This is a genomic window from Ruegeria sp. CL5, from assembly GCF_056536485.1.
In genome coordinates this window covers 112282-133414 of sequence record NZ_JBQFPS010000012.1, presented here as the reverse complement: position 1 = coordinate 133414, position 21133 = coordinate 112282, and the positions used below count along the sequence as shown (strand labels likewise).

General features: G+C 56.4%; 31 protein-coding genes. 29 read left to right on the top strand and 2 right to left on the bottom strand.

What is annotated here, in order from left to right; all coding sequences use genetic code 11:
- The first annotated feature begins 1 nt into the window (after position 1).
- On the top strand, positions 2 to 583 hold the full coding sequence (locus ACR0IU_RS18645; RefSeq protein ID WP_480717287.1) for a YceI family protein: 582 nt from the start codon (positions 2 to 4) through the stop codon (positions 581 to 583).
- Positions 584 to 993: 410 nt separating this feature from the next.
- On the opposite strand, the gene ACR0IU_RS18640 is transcribed toward ACR0IU_RS18645, so the two are convergent.
- Positions 994 to 1986, bottom strand: a complete 993-nt coding sequence (locus tag ACR0IU_RS18640; RefSeq protein WP_480717286.1) for a DUF2971 domain-containing protein — start codon at positions 1984 to 1986, stop codon at positions 994 to 996.
- 362 nt (positions 1987 to 2348) lie between these two features.
- Between ACR0IU_RS18640 and rplB the strand changes: the two genes are divergently transcribed.
- The 19 genes from rplB (at position 2349) to rpmD (ending at position 11761) form a co-directional block, all read left to right on the top strand.
- On the top strand, positions 2349 to 3191 hold the full coding sequence (gene rplB / locus ACR0IU_RS18635; protein ID WP_480717285.1) for a 50S ribosomal protein L2: 843 nt from the start codon (positions 2349 to 2351) through the stop codon (positions 3189 to 3191).
- Between the two features lie 3 nt (positions 3192 to 3194).
- Positions 3195 to 3473, top strand: coding sequence for a 30S ribosomal protein S19 (gene rpsS, locus ACR0IU_RS18630; RefSeq protein ID WP_010437056.1), 279 nt, complete (start codon positions 3195 to 3197; stop codon positions 3471 to 3473).
- 3 nt (positions 3474 to 3476) lie between these two features.
- Complete coding sequence (rplV, locus tag ACR0IU_RS18625) at positions 3477 to 3857, top strand: 50S ribosomal protein L22 (protein ID WP_008756532.1); 381 nt, start codon at positions 3477 to 3479, stop codon at positions 3855 to 3857.
- Positions 3857 to 4567, top strand: a complete 711-nt coding sequence (gene rpsC, locus ACR0IU_RS18620) for a 30S ribosomal protein S3 (protein WP_010437060.1) — start codon at positions 3857 to 3859, stop codon at positions 4565 to 4567. The genes rplV and rpsC overlap by 1 nt, the downstream gene beginning before the upstream one ends.
- 12 nt (positions 4568 to 4579) lie before the next feature.
- Positions 4580 to 4993 (top strand): 50S ribosomal protein L16, encoded by a 414-nt coding sequence (gene rplP, locus ACR0IU_RS18615; protein WP_010437070.1) that lies wholly within the window; start codon positions 4580 to 4582, stop codon positions 4991 to 4993.
- A 160-nt stretch (positions 4994 to 5153) separates the two neighbouring features.
- The gene (locus tag ACR0IU_RS18610; protein ID WP_480717284.1) at positions 5154 to 5702 is read left to right on the top strand and encodes an amino acid synthesis family protein; all 549 of its coding nucleotides are present in this window, start codon (positions 5154 to 5156) and stop codon (positions 5700 to 5702) included.
- A gap of 40 nt (positions 5703 to 5742) precedes the next feature.
- Positions 5743 to 6363, top strand: coding sequence for a 2OG-Fe(II) oxygenase family protein (locus ACR0IU_RS18605; protein ID WP_480717283.1), 621 nt, complete (start codon positions 5743 to 5745; stop codon positions 6361 to 6363).
- Positions 6364 to 6417: 54 nt separating this feature from the next.
- Positions 6418 to 7200, top strand: a complete 783-nt coding sequence (locus ACR0IU_RS18600) for an SDR family NAD(P)-dependent oxidoreductase (RefSeq protein WP_170727692.1) — start codon at positions 6418 to 6420, stop codon at positions 7198 to 7200.
- Between the two features lie 274 nt (positions 7201 to 7474).
- Entirely contained in the window at positions 7475 to 7681 is a 207-nt protein-coding gene (gene rpmC / locus ACR0IU_RS18595; RefSeq protein WP_010437082.1) for a 50S ribosomal protein L29, read from the top strand.
- A 4-nt stretch (positions 7682 to 7685) separates the two neighbouring features.
- Complete coding sequence (gene rpsQ / locus ACR0IU_RS18590) at positions 7686 to 7916, top strand: 30S ribosomal protein S17 (protein ID WP_068340771.1); 231 nt, start codon at positions 7686 to 7688, stop codon at positions 7914 to 7916.
- Positions 7917 to 7991: 75 nt separating this feature from the next.
- A complete protein-coding gene (gene rplN / locus ACR0IU_RS18585; RefSeq protein ID WP_008757934.1) occupies positions 7992 to 8360 on the top strand; it encodes a 50S ribosomal protein L14 in 369 nt (122 codons plus the stop codon).
- A gap of 2 nt (positions 8361 to 8362) precedes the next feature.
- Complete coding sequence (gene rplX / locus ACR0IU_RS18580) at positions 8363 to 8674, top strand: 50S ribosomal protein L24 (protein WP_155148683.1); 312 nt, start codon at positions 8363 to 8365, stop codon at positions 8672 to 8674.
- Complete coding sequence (gene rplE / locus ACR0IU_RS18575) at positions 8667 to 9227, top strand: 50S ribosomal protein L5 (RefSeq protein ID WP_170544316.1); 561 nt, start codon at positions 8667 to 8669, stop codon at positions 9225 to 9227. Before rplX ends, rplE begins: the two co-directional genes overlap by 8 nt.
- A 19-nt stretch (positions 9228 to 9246) precedes the next feature.
- A complete protein-coding gene (gene rpsN / locus ACR0IU_RS18570) occupies positions 9247 to 9552 on the top strand; it encodes a 30S ribosomal protein S14 (protein ID WP_010437098.1) in 306 nt (101 codons plus the stop codon).
- A 13-nt stretch (positions 9553 to 9565) separates the two neighbouring features.
- Positions 9566 to 9958, top strand: a complete 393-nt coding sequence (gene rpsH / locus ACR0IU_RS18565) for a 30S ribosomal protein S8 (protein ID WP_010437099.1) — start codon at positions 9566 to 9568, stop codon at positions 9956 to 9958.
- 11 nt (positions 9959 to 9969) lie between these two features.
- Complete coding sequence (rplF, locus tag ACR0IU_RS18560; protein ID WP_480717282.1) at positions 9970 to 10503, top strand: 50S ribosomal protein L6; 534 nt, start codon at positions 9970 to 9972, stop codon at positions 10501 to 10503.
- 11 nt (positions 10504 to 10514) lie between these two features.
- Positions 10515 to 10874, top strand: coding sequence for a 50S ribosomal protein L18 (gene rplR / locus ACR0IU_RS18555; RefSeq protein ID WP_480717281.1), 360 nt, complete (start codon positions 10515 to 10517; stop codon positions 10872 to 10874).
- A gap of 116 nt (positions 10875 to 10990) precedes the next feature.
- Positions 10991 to 11560 carry a 30S ribosomal protein S5 gene (gene rpsE / locus ACR0IU_RS18550; protein WP_155148691.1) on the top strand — a complete coding sequence of 190 codons (570 nt, stop codon included), beginning with the start codon at positions 10991 to 10993 and terminating at the stop codon, positions 11558 to 11560.
- Between the two features lie 12 nt (positions 11561 to 11572).
- Positions 11573 to 11761, top strand: coding sequence for a 50S ribosomal protein L30 (gene rpmD, locus ACR0IU_RS18545; protein WP_008757946.1), 189 nt, complete (start codon positions 11573 to 11575; stop codon positions 11759 to 11761).
- A 120-nt stretch (positions 11762 to 11881) separates the two neighbouring features.
- On the opposite strand, the gene ACR0IU_RS18540 is transcribed toward rpmD, so the two are convergent.
- Entirely contained in the window at positions 11882 to 13486 is a 1605-nt protein-coding gene (locus ACR0IU_RS18540; protein WP_480717280.1) for an adenylate/guanylate cyclase domain-containing protein, read from the bottom strand.
- 405 nt (positions 13487 to 13891) lie between these two features.
- Here ACR0IU_RS18540 and ACR0IU_RS18535 point away from each other — a divergent pair, with 405 nt between their 5' ends.
- From ACR0IU_RS18535 to ACR0IU_RS18495, 9 genes are all read left to right on the top strand, one after another.
- Positions 13892 to 14107 carry a DUF1127 domain-containing protein gene (locus tag ACR0IU_RS18535; protein WP_480652377.1) on the top strand — a complete coding sequence of 72 codons (216 nt, stop codon included), beginning with the start codon at positions 13892 to 13894 and terminating at the stop codon, positions 14105 to 14107.
- Between the two features lie 200 nt (positions 14108 to 14307).
- The gene (rplO, locus tag ACR0IU_RS18530) at positions 14308 to 14781 is read left to right on the top strand and encodes a 50S ribosomal protein L15 (RefSeq protein WP_010437119.1); all 474 of its coding nucleotides are present in this window, start codon (positions 14308 to 14310) and stop codon (positions 14779 to 14781) included.
- Between the two features lie 109 nt (positions 14782 to 14890).
- Complete coding sequence (secY, locus tag ACR0IU_RS18525) at positions 14891 to 16255, top strand: preprotein translocase subunit SecY (protein ID WP_010437121.1); 1365 nt, start codon at positions 14891 to 14893, stop codon at positions 16253 to 16255.
- A complete protein-coding gene (locus tag ACR0IU_RS18520) occupies positions 16252 to 16896 on the top strand; it encodes an adenylate kinase (RefSeq protein ID WP_170781602.1) in 645 nt (214 codons plus the stop codon). The genes secY and ACR0IU_RS18520 overlap by 4 nt, the downstream gene beginning before the upstream one ends.
- 200 nt (positions 16897 to 17096) lie before the next feature.
- Positions 17097 to 17465: a 30S ribosomal protein S13 gene (gene rpsM / locus ACR0IU_RS18515; RefSeq protein ID WP_008757392.1), complete on the top strand. Its 369-nt coding sequence runs from the start codon at positions 17097 to 17099 to the stop codon at positions 17463 to 17465.
- Between the two features lie 15 nt (positions 17466 to 17480).
- Positions 17481 to 17870 carry a 30S ribosomal protein S11 gene (rpsK, locus tag ACR0IU_RS18510; protein ID WP_010437126.1) on the top strand — a complete coding sequence of 130 codons (390 nt, stop codon included), beginning with the start codon at positions 17481 to 17483 and terminating at the stop codon, positions 17868 to 17870.
- Between the two features lie 114 nt (positions 17871 to 17984).
- Positions 17985 to 19001 (top strand): DNA-directed RNA polymerase subunit alpha, encoded by a 1017-nt coding sequence (locus ACR0IU_RS18505; RefSeq protein ID WP_010437127.1) that lies wholly within the window; start codon positions 17985 to 17987, stop codon positions 18999 to 19001.
- A 118-nt stretch (positions 19002 to 19119) separates the two neighbouring features.
- The gene (rplQ, locus tag ACR0IU_RS18500) at positions 19120 to 19539 is read left to right on the top strand and encodes a 50S ribosomal protein L17 (RefSeq protein ID WP_010437128.1); all 420 of its coding nucleotides are present in this window, start codon (positions 19120 to 19122) and stop codon (positions 19537 to 19539) included.
- Positions 19540 to 19746: 207 nt separating this feature from the next.
- Complete coding sequence (locus ACR0IU_RS18495) at positions 19747 to 21132, top strand: trypsin-like peptidase domain-containing protein (RefSeq protein ID WP_480610256.1); 1386 nt, start codon at positions 19747 to 19749, stop codon at positions 21130 to 21132.
- The last annotated feature ends 1 nt before the right edge of the window (position 21133 follow it).

The window sequence follows — 21133 nt, the reverse complement described above, 5'->3', positions numbered from 1 at the left end:
CATGACTTTTAAACCTGTGATTGCCGCCGCTGCCTTGACCGTTGCCGTGACACCGGCCCTTGCGCAAACCTACAAGACCGATCAGGGGCATACCGAGGTTCGGTTCGGTTGGAGCCACGCTGGTGTTTCGAACCAAACTGGCGAGTTTACCAAAGTAGACGGCACGCTGGACCTGAATGCCGACGATGTGGAGGCCTCGACGTTGAACGTGACGATTGACACCAACAGCCTGGCTTCGGGGTTTGGGCCTTTGGATGATCACCTTAGATCGGCTGATTTCTTCGAGGTTGAAACCTATCCCGAGATCACATTCGTCAGCACCGAAATCAAGCGCACCGGAGATAGCACGGCAGATGTGACCGGAGACCTGACCATCCACGGCGTGACCAAACCCGTGACCCTGAAAGCCACGCTGACCCATCAGGGCGAGCACCCACTGGGCAGCGCCATCGAATATTACGCAGGGGATTGGGTGGCCTTCACGGCAGAAGGCGAGATCGACCACACGGAGTTCGGCGTAGGGCCGTTCTCGACCGGTCCGATCAGCATTATGATTGCGACCGAGATGAAGGCGGACGGGTAAGCCTCGGCTAAACGGACCGTCGAAAAGACCTGAAGCCCCCGCTGAAAGTGGGGGTTTTTCTTTTGATCCGCACGGAAAGCCGCGCCAGCGACTGCCCGTGGGATGGCGCTTCAACGGTCGAGCTGTGCACTTTATGGTGCCAAACACATCCGAATTTACTGCGAGGCACAAACGTCCCCAAAGCGCCAGCCCGCCGGGACGGGCGGTCGCTGGCGCGGCGGCCTTCGGCCTTGTTCCGCGCTTAGAGACCAAGCGGAGGGACGTCAAAAGCAAATGTGACAATTGAAGGAAGGTAGCATTACCAACGAGAGCATAGGTCTCTGATTGGATCCACCTTTAGCGAGAAACAAGAGCCCCCACGTAAGTTGGGATCCCTTTAGTTGTTGCTGTCGAATACAAGAATCTTTGGGTCAACTAGCACGAAGAGGAATGTCAGACAGCACAACTTTCTCATGAGCATCCGGTAAGCCCAATTCTCCCAGTACACCTGCGAATGCACTGTAGCTGACGTATGGAAACTGAGTTGGCCCGACAATAATGCGATCCAGCAGCGACGGTATGTCCGCACCGTGCAATCCGTTGTCCGGTTCATTTGCCAGCCGAAGCTTATAAACCTTCTGTGGTACTCCGCCCAAAACCACTGTTTCTTCCGTCATCTCGGGACTTGTCCGCTCCGTTGGTCGATAGAACAAACGCCACTCCTGTTCCTCTTCGAACCCCGGGTGCTTTGTGGCAATTGCAAAACGAAAAAGCATGTTGTGAATGTAGGCAACTAGAGTTTCCTGTCCTAAGCCCTGCAAGTACTTTCTGTTGATTAGTATAGCGTTAGTGATTTGCGCGAGGTATTCGGTTAGTCCCTCGACTGAAAGATACAAGACTGGGATAGAATAGACCGCCAAGAGATCAGTTACCGCAGCCATTGGGGTGTTTTTGATAACCAGCGCCGTATCTCCATAGGCCCTCCACATCGAAAGCCTGGCGCGATGATCTTCCTCGGGATTATGAAGCGACACACACGCAATGTATGTCTCAAGTTGCCAGTCCCGTTCCCATCCCGAAAGTAGATTGTCAGATTTCTCAATTGTACCCGGGAAAATATCTTCGACGGCCTCGCGAAACCTATCGCCTTCAGGGCCAGAAAATACTGAACGGATCAACTGCAGTCCGTAGGAAATCTCGGAGAAATCATTCATCGCGGTAGCGTTTCTGAACCAAAGTTCTTGATTACGGAGCACCTTCATAGCCGTGTCAGCAGATGTGTAATAAACAAACCTTTTTTGTTCGGCCACGACAGACAAACTTGCTTCCATCAGACCAGGTCGAAAAATCTGATTGAACATTACTGTTTCGTTATCGAAATCCACCGCTTCCCTCGTTTTGGCTCGTCCAATTTTGGTAACCATTTACGTATTTTCGTCGATTTGGAAGGTGAGGCTGCTCTTTTTTGAAGTTGTTTGCTTCAATAACTCTAAATTAAAAGAAAAGGGGGCCTGAATCACAGAATGTAAGCTGAAAGACTTCGTTTGTTCTCCTTAAGTAATTACAAAATCTTGGTCCGCATGTTCTACATATGAAATCCGCACGGTCCCTATAGACACCCACCCCCAACCCTGCTAAACGCTCCCAATCTTGCGGCCTCGGATTCGTTCCGGGGCCTCTGATATTTGTAACCGGGGACCTTCGGGGCCCTATACCCTTGGCACCTACGGGGGCCTATCACATAGCAGGGAAGCCCCCTGCACTTGCTAAACGGAAGACAGAAAGCATGGCACTCAAGTCGTACAAGCCGACGACGCCGGGCCAGCGCGGGCTGGTGCTGATCGACCGTTCGGAGCTTTGGAAAGGACGTCCGGTCAAGTCTCTCACAGAGGGTTTGACCAAATCGGGCGGCCGGAACAACACCGGACGGATCACTTCACGCCGCCGCGGCGGTGGCGCAAAGCGTCTCTACCGGATCGTTGACTTCAAGCGGAACAAATTTGATGTCGCGGCAACCGTCGAGCGGATCGAATATGACCCGAACCGGACCGCATTCATCGCACTGGTAAAATACGAAGACGGCGAGCTGGCATATATCCTGGCTCCGCAGCGTCTGGCTGTTGGTGACAAAGTCGTGGCATCCGCCAAGGCGGACATCAAGCCGGGCAACGCAATGCCGTTCTCTGGCATGCCCATTGGTACCATCGTCCACAACATCGAGATGAAGCCTGGTAAAGGCGGTCAGATCGCACGTGCGGCCGGTACTTACGCTCAGTTCGTTGGTCGCGATGGCGGCTACGCTCAGATCCGTCTGAGCTCGGGTGAGCTTCGCATGGTCCGTCAGGAATGCATGGCCACCGTCGGTGCCGTGTCCAACCCCGACAACTCGAACCAGAACCTCGGTAAAGCCGGTCGTATGCGCCACAAAGGCGTTCGTCCGTCGGTTCGTGGTGTTGCAATGAACCCGATCGATCACCCGCACGGTGGTGGTGAAGGTCGTACCTCGGGTGGCCGTACGCCGGTTACTCCGTGGGGTAAGGACACCAAGGGTAAGCGTACCCGCAACAAGAACAAAGCGTCCCAGAAGCTGATCATCCGCTCGCGGCACGCCAAGAAGAAGGGACGTTAACTCATGTCTCGCTCTGTTTGGAAGGGTCCTTTCGTCGATGCTTACGTGCTGAAAAAAGCCGAAGCAGCGCGCGAGTCGGGCCGCAACGAAGTCATCAAGATTTGGTCGCGTCGTTCCACCATTCTGCCCCAGTTCGTGGGTCTGACCTTTGGTGTGTACAACGGCCATAAGCATATCCCCGTCAACGTCTCGGAAGACATGATCGGTCAGAAGTTTGGTGAATATTCGCCGACTCGTACCTATTACGGTCACGCCGCAGACAAAAAAGCGAAGCGGAAGTAAGTCATGGGCAAGGAAAAGAACCCCCGCCGCGTGGCCGAAAACGAAGCAATGGCGAAAACGCGCATGCTCCGTACCAGCCCGCAGAAACTGAACCTGGTTGCGCAGATGATCCGCGGCAAGAAAGTTGAGAAGGCTCTGACCGATCTGACTTTCTCGAACAAGCGTGTCGCGCAGGACGTCAAGAAGTGCCTGCAGTCTGCAATCGCCAACGCCGAGAACAACCACAACCTGGACGTTGACGAACTGATCGTCGCCGAAGCCTGGGTTGGCAAGAACCTGGTCATGAAGCGCGGTCGCCCGCGTGCCCGTGGCCGTTTCGGGAAAATCCTGAAGCCGTTCTCGGAGATCACCATCAAGGTGCGTCAAGTTGAGGAGCAAGCCTAATGGGTCATAAAGTCAATCCGATCGGCATGCGCCTTCAGGTCAACCGCACCTGGGACAGCCGTTGGTACGCAGATACCAAGGACTACGGTGATCTTCTGCTGGAAGATCTGAAAATCCGTGAGTTCATCAACAAAGAGTGCAAGCAGGCCGGTGTTGCCCGTGTGATCATTGAACGTCCGCACAAAAAGTGCCGCGTAACGATCCACACCGCACGTCCGGGTGTCATCATCGGCAAGAAAGGCGCGGACATTGAAGTTCTGCGCAAGAAAATCGCGCTGATGACCGACAGCGAACTGCACCTGAACATCGTCGAAGTGCGCAAGCCCGAGCTTGACGCGCAGCTGGTTGCCGAGTCCATCGCTCAGCAGCTGGAGCGCCGCGTCTCGTTCCGCCGCGCGATGAAGCGGTCGGTTCAGAACGCCATGCGCATGGGCGCCCTGGGTATCCGGGTGAACGTCGCTGGTCGTCTGGGCGGCGCTGAAATCGCACGGACCGAGTGGTATCGCGAAGGCCGCGTGCCTCTGCACACCCTGCGCGCCGACATCGATTACGCACATGCCGAAGCGATGACTCCTTACGGGATCATCGGGATCAAGGTCTGGATCTTCAAAGGTGAGATCATGGAGCACGATCCACAAGCACGTGACCGTAAAGCACAGGAACTCCAGGACGGCCCTGCACCTCGTGGTGCTGGTGGCGGTCGTCGCTAAGGAGGGAAAGATATGCTTCAACCAAAGCGTACTAAATTCCGCAAGATGCACAAAGGCCGGATCAAGGGTCTCGCCAAAGGCGGCTCTGATCTGAACTTTGGCACCTACGGCCTGAAAGCTCTTGAGCCTGAGCGTGTAACCGCACGCCAGATCGAAGCTGCACGTCGTGCCATGACGCGTCACATGAAGCGTCAGGGTCGTGTCTGGATCCGCATCTTCCCCGACACTCCGGTTACTGCAAAGCCGATCGAAGTTCGTATGGGTAAAGGTAAAGGTTCGGTCGACCGCTGGGCATGCAAGGTCAAGCCTGGCCGCGTGATGTTCGAGATCGACGGCGTCAATGACGACATCGCCCGCGAGGCCCTGCGCCTGGCTGCGATGAAGCTGCCGATCAAGACCCGCGTTGTGATCCGCGAAGACTGGTAAGCGATCCGGGGGCAACTCCGCTCGTGACAAGATCGACCCCCGTCGGGACACCGGCGGGGGATTTCTTTTGGCTTGACCGCTTTTGATGATGCAGGTCGCGAAAAAAGTCGACCTCAACCCGCGAGGCCCTTAGGCTGCCCAATAGGAATGAGGGGGGCATATGGTGCAGCTACGCAAAAAGATGTTCATCAAAGAAGTCATAACCACCGACCAGCTGGGCCAGCCATGTGAGCCGATCAGTCGGGTTGCCGCGTTAGCGGTGATACAGAACCCTCTGGCCGGACGCTTCTCGGATGATCTTTCCGAGCTGTTTGAGATCGGAGCCCTTCTGGGCCATGATCTTGCGGCTGATGCGCTCTCGCAAATGGACGATGCGCCGGTGTCATATGGCAAGGCAGCTATCGTAGGCATGAACGGCGACCTCGAGCAAGGCGGGGCGGTGATCCACCCCAAGCTCGGCGCACCCATGCGCGCGGCGGTCGGCGGTGGTGAGGCGGTGATCCCCTCGAACGCCAAGCTGGGCGCGCCGGGTTGCGCGATTGATCTGCCGCTGGGTCACAAGGACAATCCGTGGTCGTTCGATCATTTCGACACGATGACGCTGAACATCCCAGATGCGCCGAAACCGGATGAGATCGTGCTGTGCCTCGCCTATGCCGACGGAGGTCGCCCGATAGCGCGCTGTGGCAAAGGGCCCATCAAGTCCTAAGCGGCTGGTCTTGCCGAGAGGGCTGGGGTATGCCCGGCCCATGGCACAGATTGAATCACTCTTCGTCACCCGTCTCTATAGCGCAAACCTGTCCGAATTCGATCCTAGGATCGACGCGGAGGAATTGGAAAGTTCATGCCTTGTTATTGCTGAAGATGATGAGGCCGGGCAGGAATGGTGCGAAGAGAGTGGTTATCCTGGCTACACCAGCTATGCCTCCCTGACCGATCTGCCGTGGCGGTTTCCGATCTTCGCCGATTTGGTCAAAGTGCTGGATCAACATGTCGCTTCCTTTGCCAAGGACTTGGAGTTTGATCTGGATGACCGCGCACTCAAGCTTGAGGATCTGTGGATCAATATCCTTCCCGAAGGCGGGATGCATTCCAGCCACCTGCATCCGCACAGCGTGATCTCAGGCACGACCTATGTGTCCATGCCCGAAGGGGCCAGCGCGCTGAAACTGGAAGACCCGCGGTCGGGCCGCATGATGGCCGCACCGACGCGGCTGAAGGGCGGGCGCCGGGAATTGCAGCCTTTCATCTATATGAAGCCGCAGGTAGGTGACGTCCTGCTGTGGGAAAGCTGGCTGCGCCACGAGGTGCCGATGAACATGGCCGAGGACGAGCGGATTTCTGTCAGCTTCAACTATAAATGGGAGTGAAGCGTCTTGAAGCGCCAAGGTGAAAGCGCTCAGGTTGCTTTGTCGGAGGATATTATGACTAAAACAGCTCTCGTCACAGGCGCTTCATCCGGAATTGGCCGGGAATTGGCACGTTATCATGCGTCACAAGGCGGCAATCTGATCATCAGTGCGCGGCGCGGGGATGCGTTGGATGCCCTCAGATCAGAGCTTGAGGCTGCCCATGGTGTTACTGTCACTGCGATTCCGCTTGATCTGGGTGCTGTTGGAGGCGCGGAAAAACTTTATGAGGCCGTCAAGAGCGAAGACCTGACGGTCGACTATCTGATCAACAATGCCGGATTTGGGGGGCATGGGGCTTTTCTGGATCGCCGCCTTTCGGACGATCTGGATATGATCCGGCTGAACGTCGATGCCCTTGTCTCTCTGAGTCATATGTTTGGCACCGATATGATCAGAGGTGGTGGTGGGAAGATACTGAATGTCAGTTCGACTGCGGCGCATATGCCGGGCCCGCTGCAAGCGACCTATTTTGCCACCAAAGCCTATGTTTCAAGTTTCAGTCAGGCGCTCGCGGAAGAGCTGAAAGGTAAGGGCGTCACTGTGACCGCTTTGGAGCCGGGGTATGTCGCGACCGAGTTTGCTGCTGCGGCAAATCTTGAGGGCACGAAGCTTGTTGCCCAAAAAGGCGCGACCGCTGAGGCCGTGGCCAAAATCGGCTATGACGCCATGATCGACGGGAAGCTTACGGTGATCAACGACAAGCCGCTTGCATTCATGCTGGGCTGGGTCATGCCGTTTCTGCCGCATCGCGCGCGGCTGAACATGGTTCGGAAAATGCAGGAGAAGGGCACCTGAACACCCGTCCGCTTTTTTTCAGGATCAAGACTGGTCGCGGTTGTGATCTGACGGCCCGGGTTCTGAGGGCGGCAGGAATTGGGAAACGGGCAGATTCATCCGCCTGAAAACGGATTGAAACTTTCCCTTGCCACCCACCCCCCAAACCCTTATACGGCGGCATCCTGCGGTCTCCCGGCGTTGCCGGGCGATTCGTATGTCTATCATTCATCCACCAGGTCAAAGGTGACCCGTGTACGGGGCCTTCTGGTGTTTTGAGCAAAGGAAAAAGGCGATGAACGCCCAAGAACTGCGTGACAAGACCCCGGACCAGCTCCGCGAGGAACTGGCCAACCTGAAGAAAGAAAGCTTTAACCTGCGCTTTCAACAGGCAACCGGTCAGCTGGAAAACACAGCCGGTATCAAAGCGGCCCGCCGCAATGCTGCCCGTGTCAAAACCATCCTGAACGAAAAGGCCGCTGCTGCGGCATCCGAGGAGTAATCAGATGCCCAAGCGTATCCTGCAAGGCACCGTGACCAGCGACGCCAACGAACAGACCGTAACCGTATCCGTCGAGCGCCGCTTTACGCATCCGGTTCTGAAGAAAACCATCCGTAAGTCCAAGAAATACCGGGCTCACGATGAAAAGAACGCCTTCAAGGTCGGCGACACCGTACGCATTATCGAATGCGCGCCGAAATCGAAGACGAAACGTTGGGAGGTTCTGGAGGCGTAAGCCCCCAGGACTTTTCATTTGTCGAAACCCTGGGGGATTTAACGAGACCAGCCCCCACAGGTCGGGAGAAACCACATGATCCAGATGCAGACCAATCTGGATGTCGCTGACAACTCCGGCGCACGCCGAGTTCAGTGCATCAAGGTCCTGGGTGGTTCCAAGCGTAAATACGCCTCCGTCGGCGACATCATTGTCGTCTCGGTGAAGGAAGCCATCCCGCGCGGCCGCGTAAAGAAAGGGGACGTCCGCAAGGCCGTCGTCGTACGCACCGCCAAAGAAGTCCGTCGCGAAGACGGCACCGCGATCCGTTTCGATCGCAACGCCGCCGTCATCCTGAACAACAACAACGAGCCCGTCGGTACCCGTATCTTTGGCCCCGTTGTTCGCGAACTGCGCGGCAAGAACTTCATGAAAATCATCTCGCTGGCTCCGGAGGTGCTGTAATCATGGCTGCTAAACTCCGCAAAGGCGACAAGGTCGTCGTACTGGCCGGCAAGGACAAGGGCAAAGAGGGAACCATTTCCTCGGTTGACCCCAAAGCCGGTAAAGCTGTTGTCGATGGCATCAACATCGCCATCCGCCACACCCGCCAGACCCAGAACAGCCAGGGTGGCCGCCTGCCTCAGGCAAACCCGATCGAGCTGTCGAACCTGGCTCTGCTGGACAAGAACGGCAAAGCAACCCGCGTTGGCTTCCGCATGGAAGGTGACAAGAAGGTCCGCTTCGCCAAGACCACAGGGGACGTGATCGATGCTTGATACCGCAACCTACACCCCGCGTCTGAAAGCTCAGTACGCCGAAACCATCCGTGCCGCTCTGAAAGAAGAGTTCGGCTACAAGAACGACATGCAGCTGCCCAAGTTGGAAAAAATCGTTCTGAACATCGGTTGTGGTGCTGAGGCTGTCAAAGATTCGAAAAAAGCGAAAGCTGCTGTCGAGGATCTGACTGCGATTGCTGGCCAGAAGGCCGTTGCAACCAAGGCGAAGAAGTCGATCGCGGGATTCCGCGTCCGTGAAGACATGCCGCTGGGTGCGAAAGTGACCCTGCGCGGCGACCGGATGTACGAATTCCTGGATCGTCTGATCACCATCGCGATGCCTCGCGTTCGTGACTTCCGCGGTGTGAAGCCGTCTTTCGATGGTCGTGGCAACTTTGCCATGGGCATGAAAGAGCACATCGTGTTCCCGGAAATCGACTTCGACAAGGTCGACGAGGTCTGGGGCCTGGATATCGTAATTGCCACCACAGCGAAAACCGACGCTGAAGCAAAGGCATTGTTGAAAGCATTCAACATGCCGTTCAACGCGTAAGCGCCGGGAGGATTGAGACATGGCTAAAAAAGCAATGATCGAACGCGAGAAGAAGCGCGAACGCCTGGTGGCCAAATATGCCGCAAAGCGTGCCGAGCTGAAAGAAATCGCGAATGACGAGAGCAAGCCGATGGAAGAGCGCTTCAAAGCGCGTCTGAAACTGGCGAAACTGCCGCGCAACAGCTCGGCTACCCGTCTGCACAACCGTTGTCAGCTGACCGGTCGTCCTCACGCTTACTACCGTAAGCTGAAGGTCAGCCGTATCGCGCTGCGCGAGCTGGGTTCTGCTGGTCAGATCCCCGGCATGGTGAAATCGAGCTGGTAAGGGAGACATAGATATGAATGATCCTATCGGCGATATGCTCACCCGTATCCGCAACGCGCAAATGCGCGGCAAGTCCACCGTTTCCACCCCAGCTTCCAAGCTGCGCGGTTGGGTTCTGGACGTGCTGGCGGACGAAGGTTACATCCGTGGCTACGAAGCGACGACCGGTGAAAACGGTCATCCGGCCATCGAAATCAGCCTGAAATACTACGAAGGCACCCCTGTTATTCGCGAACTGAAGCGGGTCTCAAAACCCGGCCGTCGCGTGTACATGGGCGTCAATGACATCCCGCAGGTCCGTCAGGGTCTGGGCGTGTCGATTGTCAGCACTCCGAAAGGTGTGATGTCGGACGCAAACGCTCGCTCCAACAATGTTGGCGGCGAAGTGCTCTGCACCGTCTTCTAAGGAGGTCTGCAATGTCTCGTATTGGTAAAAAACCGGTCGAGCTGCCCAGCGGCGTTTCCGCCTCTGTGTCAGGTCAGACCATCGAAGTGAAAGGTCCGAAAGGCACCCGTAGCTTCACCGCAACCGATGACGTAACGCTGTCGGTCGAAGACAACTTTGTGCAGATCAACCCTCGTGGGATGTCCAAGCGCGCGCGCCAACAGTGGGGCATGAGCCGCACTATGGTTGCCAATCTTGTTGAAGGCGTGACAAACGGCTTCAAAAAAGAGCTGGAGATCCAGGGTGTTGGTTACCGGGCTCAGATGCAGGGCAACACCCTGAAGCTGAACCTGGGTTACAGCCACGATGTTGATTTCACTGCTCCGGAAGGTGTCACCATCACCGCGCCGAAGCAGACCGAGATCGTTGTGGAAGGTATCGACCAGCAGCAGGTGGGCGAAGTCGCGGCGAAAATCCGCGAATGGCGCCGTCCCGAGCCGTACAAAGGCAAGGGCATCCGCTACAAGGGCGAGTTCATCTTCCGCAAGGAAGGCAAGAAGAAGTAAGGACGCAAACAATGGCAAACAGCAAAAGAACCCTGTTTCTGAAGCGCCGCCTGCGCGTTCGGAACAAACTTCGCAAGGTCAACGCGGGTCGTCCGCGTCTGTCCGTACACCGTTCGAACAAGAACATCTCTGTTCAACTGATCGACGACGTACGTGGCGTGACCCTGGCATCTGCCTCGACCCTGGAAAAAGACCTGGGTGTTGTTGGCAAGAACAACGTCGAAGCGGCCACCAAAGTGGGCGCGGCCATCGCCGAGCGTGCCAAGAAGGTAGGCGTCGAAGAGGCCTATTTCGATCGTGGTGGCTTCCTGTTTCACGGCAAGGTGAAGGCAGTTGCCGACGCCGCGCGTGAAGGTGGTCTGAAGATCTAAGACCTGCGGGCGGGTTTCGATCCGCCCCGATGATCCGGGGGCCTCGGCAACAGTCGGGGCTCACTTGGATTGAAGAAAACGGCGCCGAGAGCGCCACATGAGAAAAGGGATGCCAAATGGCAGAACGTGAAAACCGTCGGGGCCGTGGCCGCGACCGTGAAGAAGCACCGGAATTTGCAGATCGCCTGGTCGCAATCAACCGCGTGTCGAAAACCGTAAAAGGTGGTAAGCGCTTTGGCTTCGCCGCTCTGGTGGTTGTCGGCGATCAGAAAGGCCGCGTCGGCTTTGGCAAAGGTAAAGCGAAAGAAGTACCCGAGGCCATCCGCAAGGCGACTGAGCAAGCCAAGCGTCAGATGATCCGCGTGCAACTGCGCGAAGGTCGTACCCTGCACCACGACATCGAGGGCCGTCACGGCGCCGGTAAAGTGGTTATGCGCACCGCACCTGAAGGTACCGGTATCATCGCCGGTGGTCCGATGCGTGCCGTGTTCGAAATGCTGGGCGTTAAGGACGTTGTGTCCAAGTCGCTGGGCTCGCAGAACCCGTACAACATGATCCGCGCCACCATCAACGGCCTGCAGAAAGAGCAGAGCCCGCGTTCGGTTGCCGCACGTCGTGGCAAAAAGGTTGCCGACATCCTGCCCAAGCGGGACGAAGCACCGGCTGCTGCTGAAGCAGAAGCATAAGGAGAGCGACCCATGGCAAAAACCATCGTCGTCAAGCAGATCGGCTCCCCGATCCGCCGCCCCGCCGAACAGCGCGCAACCCTGATCGGCTTGGGCCTGAACAAGATGCACAAAACCCGTGAGCTGGAGGACACTCCTTCGGTCCGCGGCATGGTCAACAAGATCCCGCATCTGGTTGAGATCATCGAAGAGCGCGGCTAAGCGCGAGCTCTTTGAAGAAATGGAAACGCCCTCGGCATAGTCGGGGGCGTTTTTCTTGTGGTGGAAACCACTGGAATCTTTGGCCAATTCGCACCCGAAGAAACATGCCCATTATGAGTTCTACTGTTGCTCGCTCACCAGAGCGTCCAATTCAAAGGCAGCAATGTTATTACCAATGCCTTTTAGGTCAAATGGCCCTGCCGGTTGTAATTCGTAGTCGATCTGCCATGCAGTCGCGTGCGAAATCAGAATCTGATCTTCTGCAGCTTGTTCGCAAAGCCTCGCAGCCAGATTGGGCGCGGGGCCGATAGCAGAATAGTCGCGCCGACCTTCAAACCCGATTTGACCCAAAGTCGCCGCACCGGTGCCAATCCCGATGCCGACCCCAAGATGATGTGCATCCGAACCGGCCTCAAATGGAACTATCGCCTTTTTGACGGCCGAGCGCAGATCCAATGCCAGAGCAACCGCTTTTTGCGCCGGGGTTTCCATCGCAACGGGTGCTCCGAACAACACCATTAGACCATCCCCCAGAAAGCGTTCCAGCGTTCCGCCGCTCGCTTCAATCAGCGGGCCGCAAGCGCCATGAAACGCGTTGAGCGCTTCGATGACCTGATCAGGCGTGGCGGCATTGGCGAAGGCGCTAAACCCTCGAAGGTCGATAAACAGCACGGTGATCTCAGCGCGTTGCGTGCGCAATATCTCGAGTTCATCCGGTGCGGCAACAATCATCTCGGCCACTTGGGCTGGTAAAAAACGCCGCAATCGATTTGCTCGGTCGATTTCTTCTACTTGCCTTTGCACTTTGCTTTCCGGCGCAGAATTCAGGTCAGCAAGCTCGGCCTTCTGATGTTCTACAGCCTCGTAAAGCTCTCCCAATTTAATACTTGTCTGATTTGCGTGCGCTGCAAGTTCACCAAATTCATCACGGTTAGCTATATTGATGCGTGTATTGAAGTCTCCAACGGCGAGTTGACTCAGCGCCAGCTTTATCCGGTCCAGAGAACTTGTGATAGAAGCCGAAATTGAAAGGCCCAGAACCAAAGCAAGAGCAACAGCAAAGCAAGATGCACCAAGTACCAAGCGCCGTGCGCGTTCGAACGCGTCGGCGTTCTCTTTGGCCCGCGCGCGCATTTCTTGCCCCAGATTAAATGAAATCTTGGAAACGATACGGTCAAATGCATCCAAAGTTTGTAGGAAGTCCGTATCATAGACAGCTCGGGCTCCTTTGATATCGCCTTCGGCGAACAGGTTACGCAATTGCGACGCAACTGGTTGGATATCTCTGTCTTTCGCGTAATATTCTTGCTCGTATTCTGGCGTAACAAAAAATGTGGCTCTGGTATCGATTCCGGTTTGATCTGCGGCAGCACGAAGCAAGAAAACTTCGTCATTGAACCTACTCGCGAGACTTTTGTTCTTTTCGCTGTCACCGTGGTTTAGAAACAGTTCCGCACCTGCGAGTCTGACGGCTTGGATGCTGCGTCCAATCGAACGCAATGTGTTGACCCTGATTTGATCATCTACCAAGTCAGACGCCCTTTTGTTGGCCTGGCGCAATTCTGAAACACCCGTGAGGGCCAGCGAAACCATCAGGCCCACGATTACCAAAAAAGCAAAGGGAAGCTTGATGCGAATTGGAAGCGCAATCCGGCTGACTGCTTCTCCAATCCATCGAAATGGGTCAAACTGCTTTAGCGGCGCTGCAAAATTCTTGAGGACCATTCCAGACCTCCTTGTCGTCGAAACGCGTGAGCATCGTGCAGACATTATGTTGGCAATTGTCCGAACTGCCAAATTGAGAGAGTATCGCTGTTGAAATCGGGCGCTCTGTTGACCGCGTAGCGTGAGATATTCGGCGTCATGCGGTTGATATTAGGCAGTTAACACAAACAGATTAGACAATATCCAAGACAGTGCGATGAATGACTAGTCTACTCTGCATGGGCGATTTGGTTCAGTTGCAACAACAGGTACGATACCCGCATTGCCATTACTCTATCGCATACCGGCTAGACCAAAACACGCGTTGTTAGCGGAAACGCCTGCGCCTATCTCACCCTTGTCCAATGAAGGAACAAATCAAGTGACATCGGGGAATACGCCCCGACATTCGAAAGGAATAATGATATGGCACATACAGCTACACTGACACATGGCGGCTTCAACCTGAGCGCCCGAATTGCTAATTTTATCGAGCGCGTAAAAGAAAACCGCGCCCGAGCGATGGAATACAACCGCACCTATACCGAGCTTCAGCGTCTGACCAACCGCGAACTGGATGATATCGGTATTCGTCGCTGCGATATCGCGGATATCGCGCGCGAGCATGCCTACTGCGGGTAACACCCCAACCACTCACCGTTGAAGAGGCGCCAATATGGCGCCTCTTTTGGTATTGGGGATGTGATTGAACAATACTTGCAACTGAGCGTGCAACGCTGTAGAGCGCTCCGGTGGATTTCCATCCACGAGAATCAAAACCAAGAAATGCCGTGGTTGGCCCATCACGCTTCGGGGGTCACATCCGGCTAAGGAGAAGCGATATGAAACTGCACGAATTGCGCGACAACCCAGGCGCCGCACCGAAACGCACCCGCGTCGGCCGTGGTCCCGGTTCCGGCAAAGGTAAAATGGGTGGCCGTGGTATCAAAGGCCAGAAATCCCGTTCGGGTGTGGCCATCAATGGCTACGAAGGCGGCCAGATGCCGCTGTACCAGCGCCTGCCCAAGCGTGGCTTCAACAAGCCGAACCGCAAGGAATTCGCCGTTATCAATCTGGGCCTGATCCAGAAATTCGTCGACGCCGGCAAGCTGGACGCCAAAGCTGCGATCACCGAGGACGCGCTGGTTGCATCCGGTCTGGTTCGTCGCAAGCTGGACGGTGTCCGCGTTCTGGCCAAAGGCGAGATCAGCGCCAAAGTGAACCTGGAAGTAACCGGTGCTTCGAAAGCTGCTGTTGAGGCGGTTGAAAAAGCGGGCGGTTCACTTACGGTCACAAAAGCGGCTGCGGCAGAGTAAGCGCTTGTGAGCGGGTCAAGACCCGCTTACATAGACCACAGAGTTTTCCAAGACGCCGCCCGAGCCGGAAAACGGTTCCGGGCGGTGTTTTCATAAGAGAGACCGATTTATGGTATCAGCAGCAGAACAAATGGCAGCCAACACAAGCTGGGCTGCCCTTGGTAAAGCCACCGATCTGCGCAACCGCATCCTGTTCACGCTTGCATTGCTGATCGTCTATCGCCTGGGCACCTTCATTCCGGTGCCTGGCATTGACGGTGCAGCCCTGCGCGAGTTCATGGAGCAGGCGGGGCAGGGCATCGGCGGCATGATTTCGATGTTCACCGGCGGGGCGCTGGGGCGGATGGGTATCTTTGCCCTCGGCATCATGCCCTACATTTCGGCCTCGATCATCGTACAGCTGCTGACATCGATGGTTCCCGCGCTTGAGCAACTCAAGAAAGAGGGTGAGCAGGGCCGCAAGAAGATCAACCAGTACACCCGTTTCGGCACCGTGGCTCTGGCCACCGTTCAGGCTTATGGTCTGGCCGTTTCGCTGGAATCGGGTGATCTGGCCACTGATCCGGGCCTGTTCTTCCGTATGTCGACCATGATCACTCTGGTCGGCGGTACCATGTTCCTGATGTGGCTGGGTGAGCAGATCACTGCACGCGGCATCGGCAATGGTATCTCTCTGATCATCTTCGTCGGCATTATCGCCGAGGTTCCGGCTGCTCTTGCGCAGTTCTTTGCCAGTGGCCGCAGCGGCGCGATCAGCCCTGCCGTGATCGTTGGTGTAATCATCATGGTCATCGCCGTGATCACATTCGTGGTGTTCATGGAGCGGGCCCTGCGCAAGATCCACATCCAATACCCGCGCCGTCAGGCCGGTATGAAAGTCTATGAAGGCGGCTCCAGCCATCTGCCAGTCAAAGTGAACCCGGCGGGTGTGATCCCGGCGATCTTTGCAAGCTCGCTGCTGCTGCTCCCGGTGACGATCTCGACTTTCTCGTCGGGCGCCACAAATGGCCCGGTCATGTCGTGGCTGCTGGCGAACTTCGGTCCAGGTCAGCCGCTGTACCTGCTGTTCTTCGCGTCGATGATCGTGTTCTTCGCCTATTTCTACACGTTCAACGTGTCGTTCAAGCCGGACGATGTGGCGGACAACCTGAAAAAGCAGAACGGTTTTGTACCGGGTATCCGTCCGGGCAAGAAAACCTCTGAGTATCTGGAATATGTGGTCAACCGCGTGCTGGTGCTGGGTTCGGCCTATCTGGCGGCGGTCTGTCTGTTGCCTGAAATTCTGCGGGGCCAGTTTGCCATCCCGTTCTATTTCGGCGGCACCTCGGTTCTGATTATCGTCTCTGTGACCATGGACACCATCCAACAGGTCCAGAGCCACCTGCTGGCGCATCAATACGAAGGGCTGATTGAAAAGTCCCAACTGCGCGGCAAAGGCAAGAAACGCGGCAGAAAGGGAGCTGCTCGTCGATGAACATCATTCTTCTCGGCCCCCCGGGGGCAGGCAAAGGAACGCAGGCGCGTCACCTGGTTGAAACCCGCGGTATGGTGCAGCTGAGCACCGGAGACATGCTGCGCGAGGCCAAAACCTCGGGCACGGAAATGGGCCAGAAGGTTGCTGCGATCATGGACTCGGGCAAGCTGGTCACCGACGAGATCGTGATCGGCCTGATCGAAGAGAAACTGACCACCGAAAAAGGTGCCGGTTTCATCTTTGACGGCTTCCCTCGGACGCTGGCACAGGCCGATGCGCTGTCGGCTCTGCTGACCAAGCTGGGCCAGTCGCTGCATACGGTGATCGAGATGCGCGTGGACGATGACGCGCTGGTGGACCGGATCACGGCGCGGTCAACCTGTGGCGGATGTGGTGAGGTCTACAACGACAACACCAAGCCGATTCCTGCGGATGGCAAATGCACCAATTGCGGCAAGGAAAATGACTTCGTCCGTCGTGCCGACGACAACGAAGACAGCCTGCGCACGCGCTTGATGGAATACTACAAGAAGACCTCTCCGCTGATTGGCTATTACTACGCCAAAGGCGATCTGCGCCCGGTGAATGGGCTGGCGGATATCAAGGAAGTCACCGCTTCTATTGAGGCGGTTCTTGGCTGATATTAATATGGGCTTGACGGCACCGCCAAAAGCCCATATCGACCCCCATCCCTAAGGGGAATCAAGATCGCATGGGGGATTCGTCCCCAATGCCCCGACCACCTCGAATAATACTGGACCCTCTGGCGTCACTGCCACGGTCAAGTGTTGTGAAAAAAGGTTCCGGAGTTACGGAACCGCAACAAAAAGGAAAGTGACACGTGGCACGTATTGCCGGCGTAAACATCCCGACTGCAAAGCGGGTACCAATCGCCCTCACATATATCACCGGTATCGGAAACACCTCGGCCAAAGCGATCTGCGAAGCCGTAGGCATTGAAGCGCACCGTCGCGTCAACGAACTGTCCGACGCCGAAGTTCTGGCCATCCGCGAGCACATCGATGCGAACTTCACCGTTGAAGGTGACCTGCGTCGTGAAGTTCAGATGAACGTCAAGCGTCTGATGGACCTGGGCTGCTATCGCGGTCTGCGTCACCGCCGCAACCTGCCGGTTCGCGGTCAGCGTACCCACACCAATGCTCGTACTCGCAAAGGCCCCGCAAAGGCCATTGCCGGTAAGAAGAAATAAGGGAGGGTCTGACCGATGGCACGCGATAAGACTCGCATCAAGCGCAAAGAGCGCAAGAACATCGCATCGGGCGTTGCCCATGTGAACTCGACCTTCAACAACACCAAGATCCTGATCTCGGACGTACAGGGCAACGCCATTTCGTGGTCGTCTGCCGGTACCATGGGCTTCAAAGGATCGCGGAAATCGACACCCTACGCCGCTCAGATGGCTGCAGAAGACGCAGGCAAAAAGGCGCAGGACCATGGCGTCAAGACGCTGGAAGTCGAAGTTCAGGGCCCCGGTTCGGGCCGTGAATCGGCTCTGCGCGCGCTGGCAGCGGTGGGCTTCAACATTACGTCGATCCGCGACGTGACACCGATCGCTCACAACGGCTGCCGTCCGCCGAAGCGTCGTCGCGTCTAAGCGATTTTGAATTAGGCTGGGGCACGTGTTTTGCACGGCCCCAGCACGTCATTTTGAACCTCGGGCGTCTGCACCTTGTTGGTCATGGGGCGCGGACAGGAATGGAGGGATTACATGATCCATAAGAATTGGGCAGAATTGATCAAGCCGACCCAGCTTGACGGCAAGCCGGGCAACGATCCGGCACGTCAGGCAACCCTGGTTGCCGAGCCGCTGGAGCGTGGCTTTGGTCTGACTCTGGGTAACGCGCTGCGTCGCGTTCTGATGAGCTCGCTGCAAGGCGCGGCCATCACCAGCGTTCAGATCGATAACGTCCTGCACGAGTTCTCCTCGGTCGCGGGCGTACGTGAAGACGTCACCGACATCATCCTGAACCTCAAAGGCGTTTCACTGCGCATGGAAGTCGAAGGGCCCAAGCGCCTGTCGATCAATGCCAAAGGCCCCGCAGTTGTCACCGCTGGCGACATCAGCGAAAGCGCTGGCATCGAGGTTCTGAACCGCGATCACGTCATCTGCCACCTGGACGATGGCGCGGACCTGTTCATGGAACTGACCGTCAACACCGGCAAAGGTTACGTCTCGGCTGAGAAGAACAAACCCGAAGACGCGCCCATCGGCCTGATCCCGATCGACGCGATCTATTCGCCGGTCAAAAAGGTTGCCTATGATGTTCAGCCGACCCGTGAAGGTCAGGTTCTGGACTATGACAAGCTGACCCTGAAAATCGACACCGACGGTTCGATCACGCCGGAAGACGCGCTGGCATTTGCCGCTCGCATTCTGCAGGATCAGCTGTCAATCTTCGTCAACTTCGACGAGCCGGAATCGGCTGGCCGCCAGGACGAAGACGATGGTCTGGAGTTCAACCCGCTGCTGCTGAAGAAAGTGGACGAGCTGGAACTGTCGGTCCGTTCGGCAAACTGCCTGAAGAACGACAACATCGTTTACATCGGCGATCTGATCCAGAAGACCGAAGCCGAGATGCTGCGCACTCCGAACTTCGGCCGCAAGTCGCTGAACGAGATCAAGGAAGTGCTGTCCGGTATGGGTCTGCACCTCGGCATGGATGTCGAGGACTGGCCGCCCGACAACATCGAAGATCTGGCCAAGAAATTTGAAGACGCGTTCTAAGCGCGTCTTCACAAATGCCCGGGCTGCCGGGGACCATATGGGCACTTCCGCCCCAAGGAGAGCCGGTGACACGCATCGCCGGCCAGACAAAGCAAAACGCGAAAGAAGGAACTAGAAAATGCGTCACGCACGTGGTTATCGCCGCCTGAACCGTACTCATGAGCACCGCAAGGCTCTGTTTGCAAACATGGCTGGCTCGCTCATCGAGCATGAGCAAATCAAAACAACTCTGCCGAAGGCAAAAGAACTGCGCCCGATCATCGAAAAGCTGGTCACTCTGGGCAAGCGCGGTGATCTTCACGCCCGTCGTCAGGCCGCTTCGCAGCTGAAAGAAGACAAAGACGTCGCAAAGCTGTTCGAGGTTCTTGGCCCCCGCTATGCCGAACGTCAGGGCGGTTATGTCCGCATCTTGAAAGCGGGTTTCCGCTATGGCGACATGGCTCCGATGGCGATCATCGAATTCGTTGATCGTGACGTCGACGCTAAAGGCGCGGCTGACAAAGCCCGCGTTGCTGCTGAAGAGGCTGCAGACGAATAATAAATTCTGACCATTTGGTCGGAAATAAACCTCCGCTCGGGCAACCGTGCGGAGGTTTTTCTGTTTTGAGGTTCAGATACGGGAATTGTCGGCCACGCCTATGCCTGCAGTGTGTCGACTAAGCTAGTCGCGGTCGCACAGTTCATCGGCTCTTGCATTCATGGCGCGGGCTTCGCATATCTTCGATCATTCCTGATTGGAGGTCACATGATCCGCAGTATTCTAGTGATAAGCCTGATGGTGGTGGCTGCGACTGCCTCAGCTGAAACGCGAGTGCCCCAATCACAGGCCGAGATTGGACTGGGTTTTGCCCCGGTAGTTCGGAAAGCTGCCCCGGCAGTGGTAAATATCTATGCCAAGATCATACGGGAAGGTCGAACCAATTCGCTGTTCTCAGACCCGTTCTTTCAGGACTTCTTTGGTCGGGGGTTTGGGGAGCCCCGTCAACGTATTCAGAACTCGCTCGGATCGGGCGTCGTTTTGTCGGAAGACGGCTATGTCGTGTCCAATTATCACGTGGTTGGGACAGCCACAGAGATACGGGTGGTGACCACGGACCGTCGTGAGTATTCGGCCAAGGTTGTGCTGGGCGATAAGGAAAGCGATATTGCCATCCTGCGGTTGGAGGAGGCGGGCGAGCTACCTTTTCTGCATCTGCGCGACTCCGATCATGTAGAAGTAGGTGAACTGGCTCTTGCGATCGGGAACCCGTTTGGGGTAGGGCAAACTGTGTCTTCAGGGATAATCTCGGGATTGGCGCGGACCGGTACAGCCACCGGTAATGCACGTGGATATTTCATCCAAACCGATGCGGCGATCAATCCCGGTAATTCCGGTGGTGCACTGATCGATGTGAATGGGGATTTGATCGGCATCAATACTTCGATTCTGACCCGGTCGGGAGGGTCAAACGGTATTGGATTTGCAATTCCGGCGAATTTGGTGGCGGAATTTCTACGTCAGGCGCGGGCAGGGAATGAAAGCTTCGTCAGCCCTTGGGCCGGTATGGCCGGTCAGCACATGAGCGCGGATATTGCCGAGTCTTTAGGATTGGTCATCCCGATGGGCGTTGTGGTGTCGGACCTTCATGCGCTTAGTCCGCTGGCCGAAGCGGGCTTGCGGGTAGGCGATGTAGTCACGCATGTGGATGGGGATGAGGTGAATTCTCCAGCCGAGATGAAGTTTCGCATGGTGGTTGCCGGGGTGGGCGGCAAATCCGTGCTGACACGGCTACGGGGTGAGGAGCGTGCTGATATCGAAGTTGCATTGATCCGAGCGCCCGAAACGCCTGCCGCGAACGAGACGATTTTGGGCGAGGATACCGCGCTGCCGGGGCTTATAGTCTCCGGGGTCAATCCGGCGGTCATTGTGCGCCTCGGATTGAAGCTGTCTCAAACAGGTGTTGTTGTCGTCGATCCCGGACAATACGGCGCGCGGGCGGGCTTGCGTGCAGGGGATGTGCTTGAGGTTATAAACGGCGGCAAGATTGACGTGCCAGAAGATGTTGTTCAGGTTCTGACCGACCCGGGTCGCCGGGTTCAGGTTCAAATTGAACGCGGTGGGCGGACAATCTCATTGCGGTTCCGGATGTGAT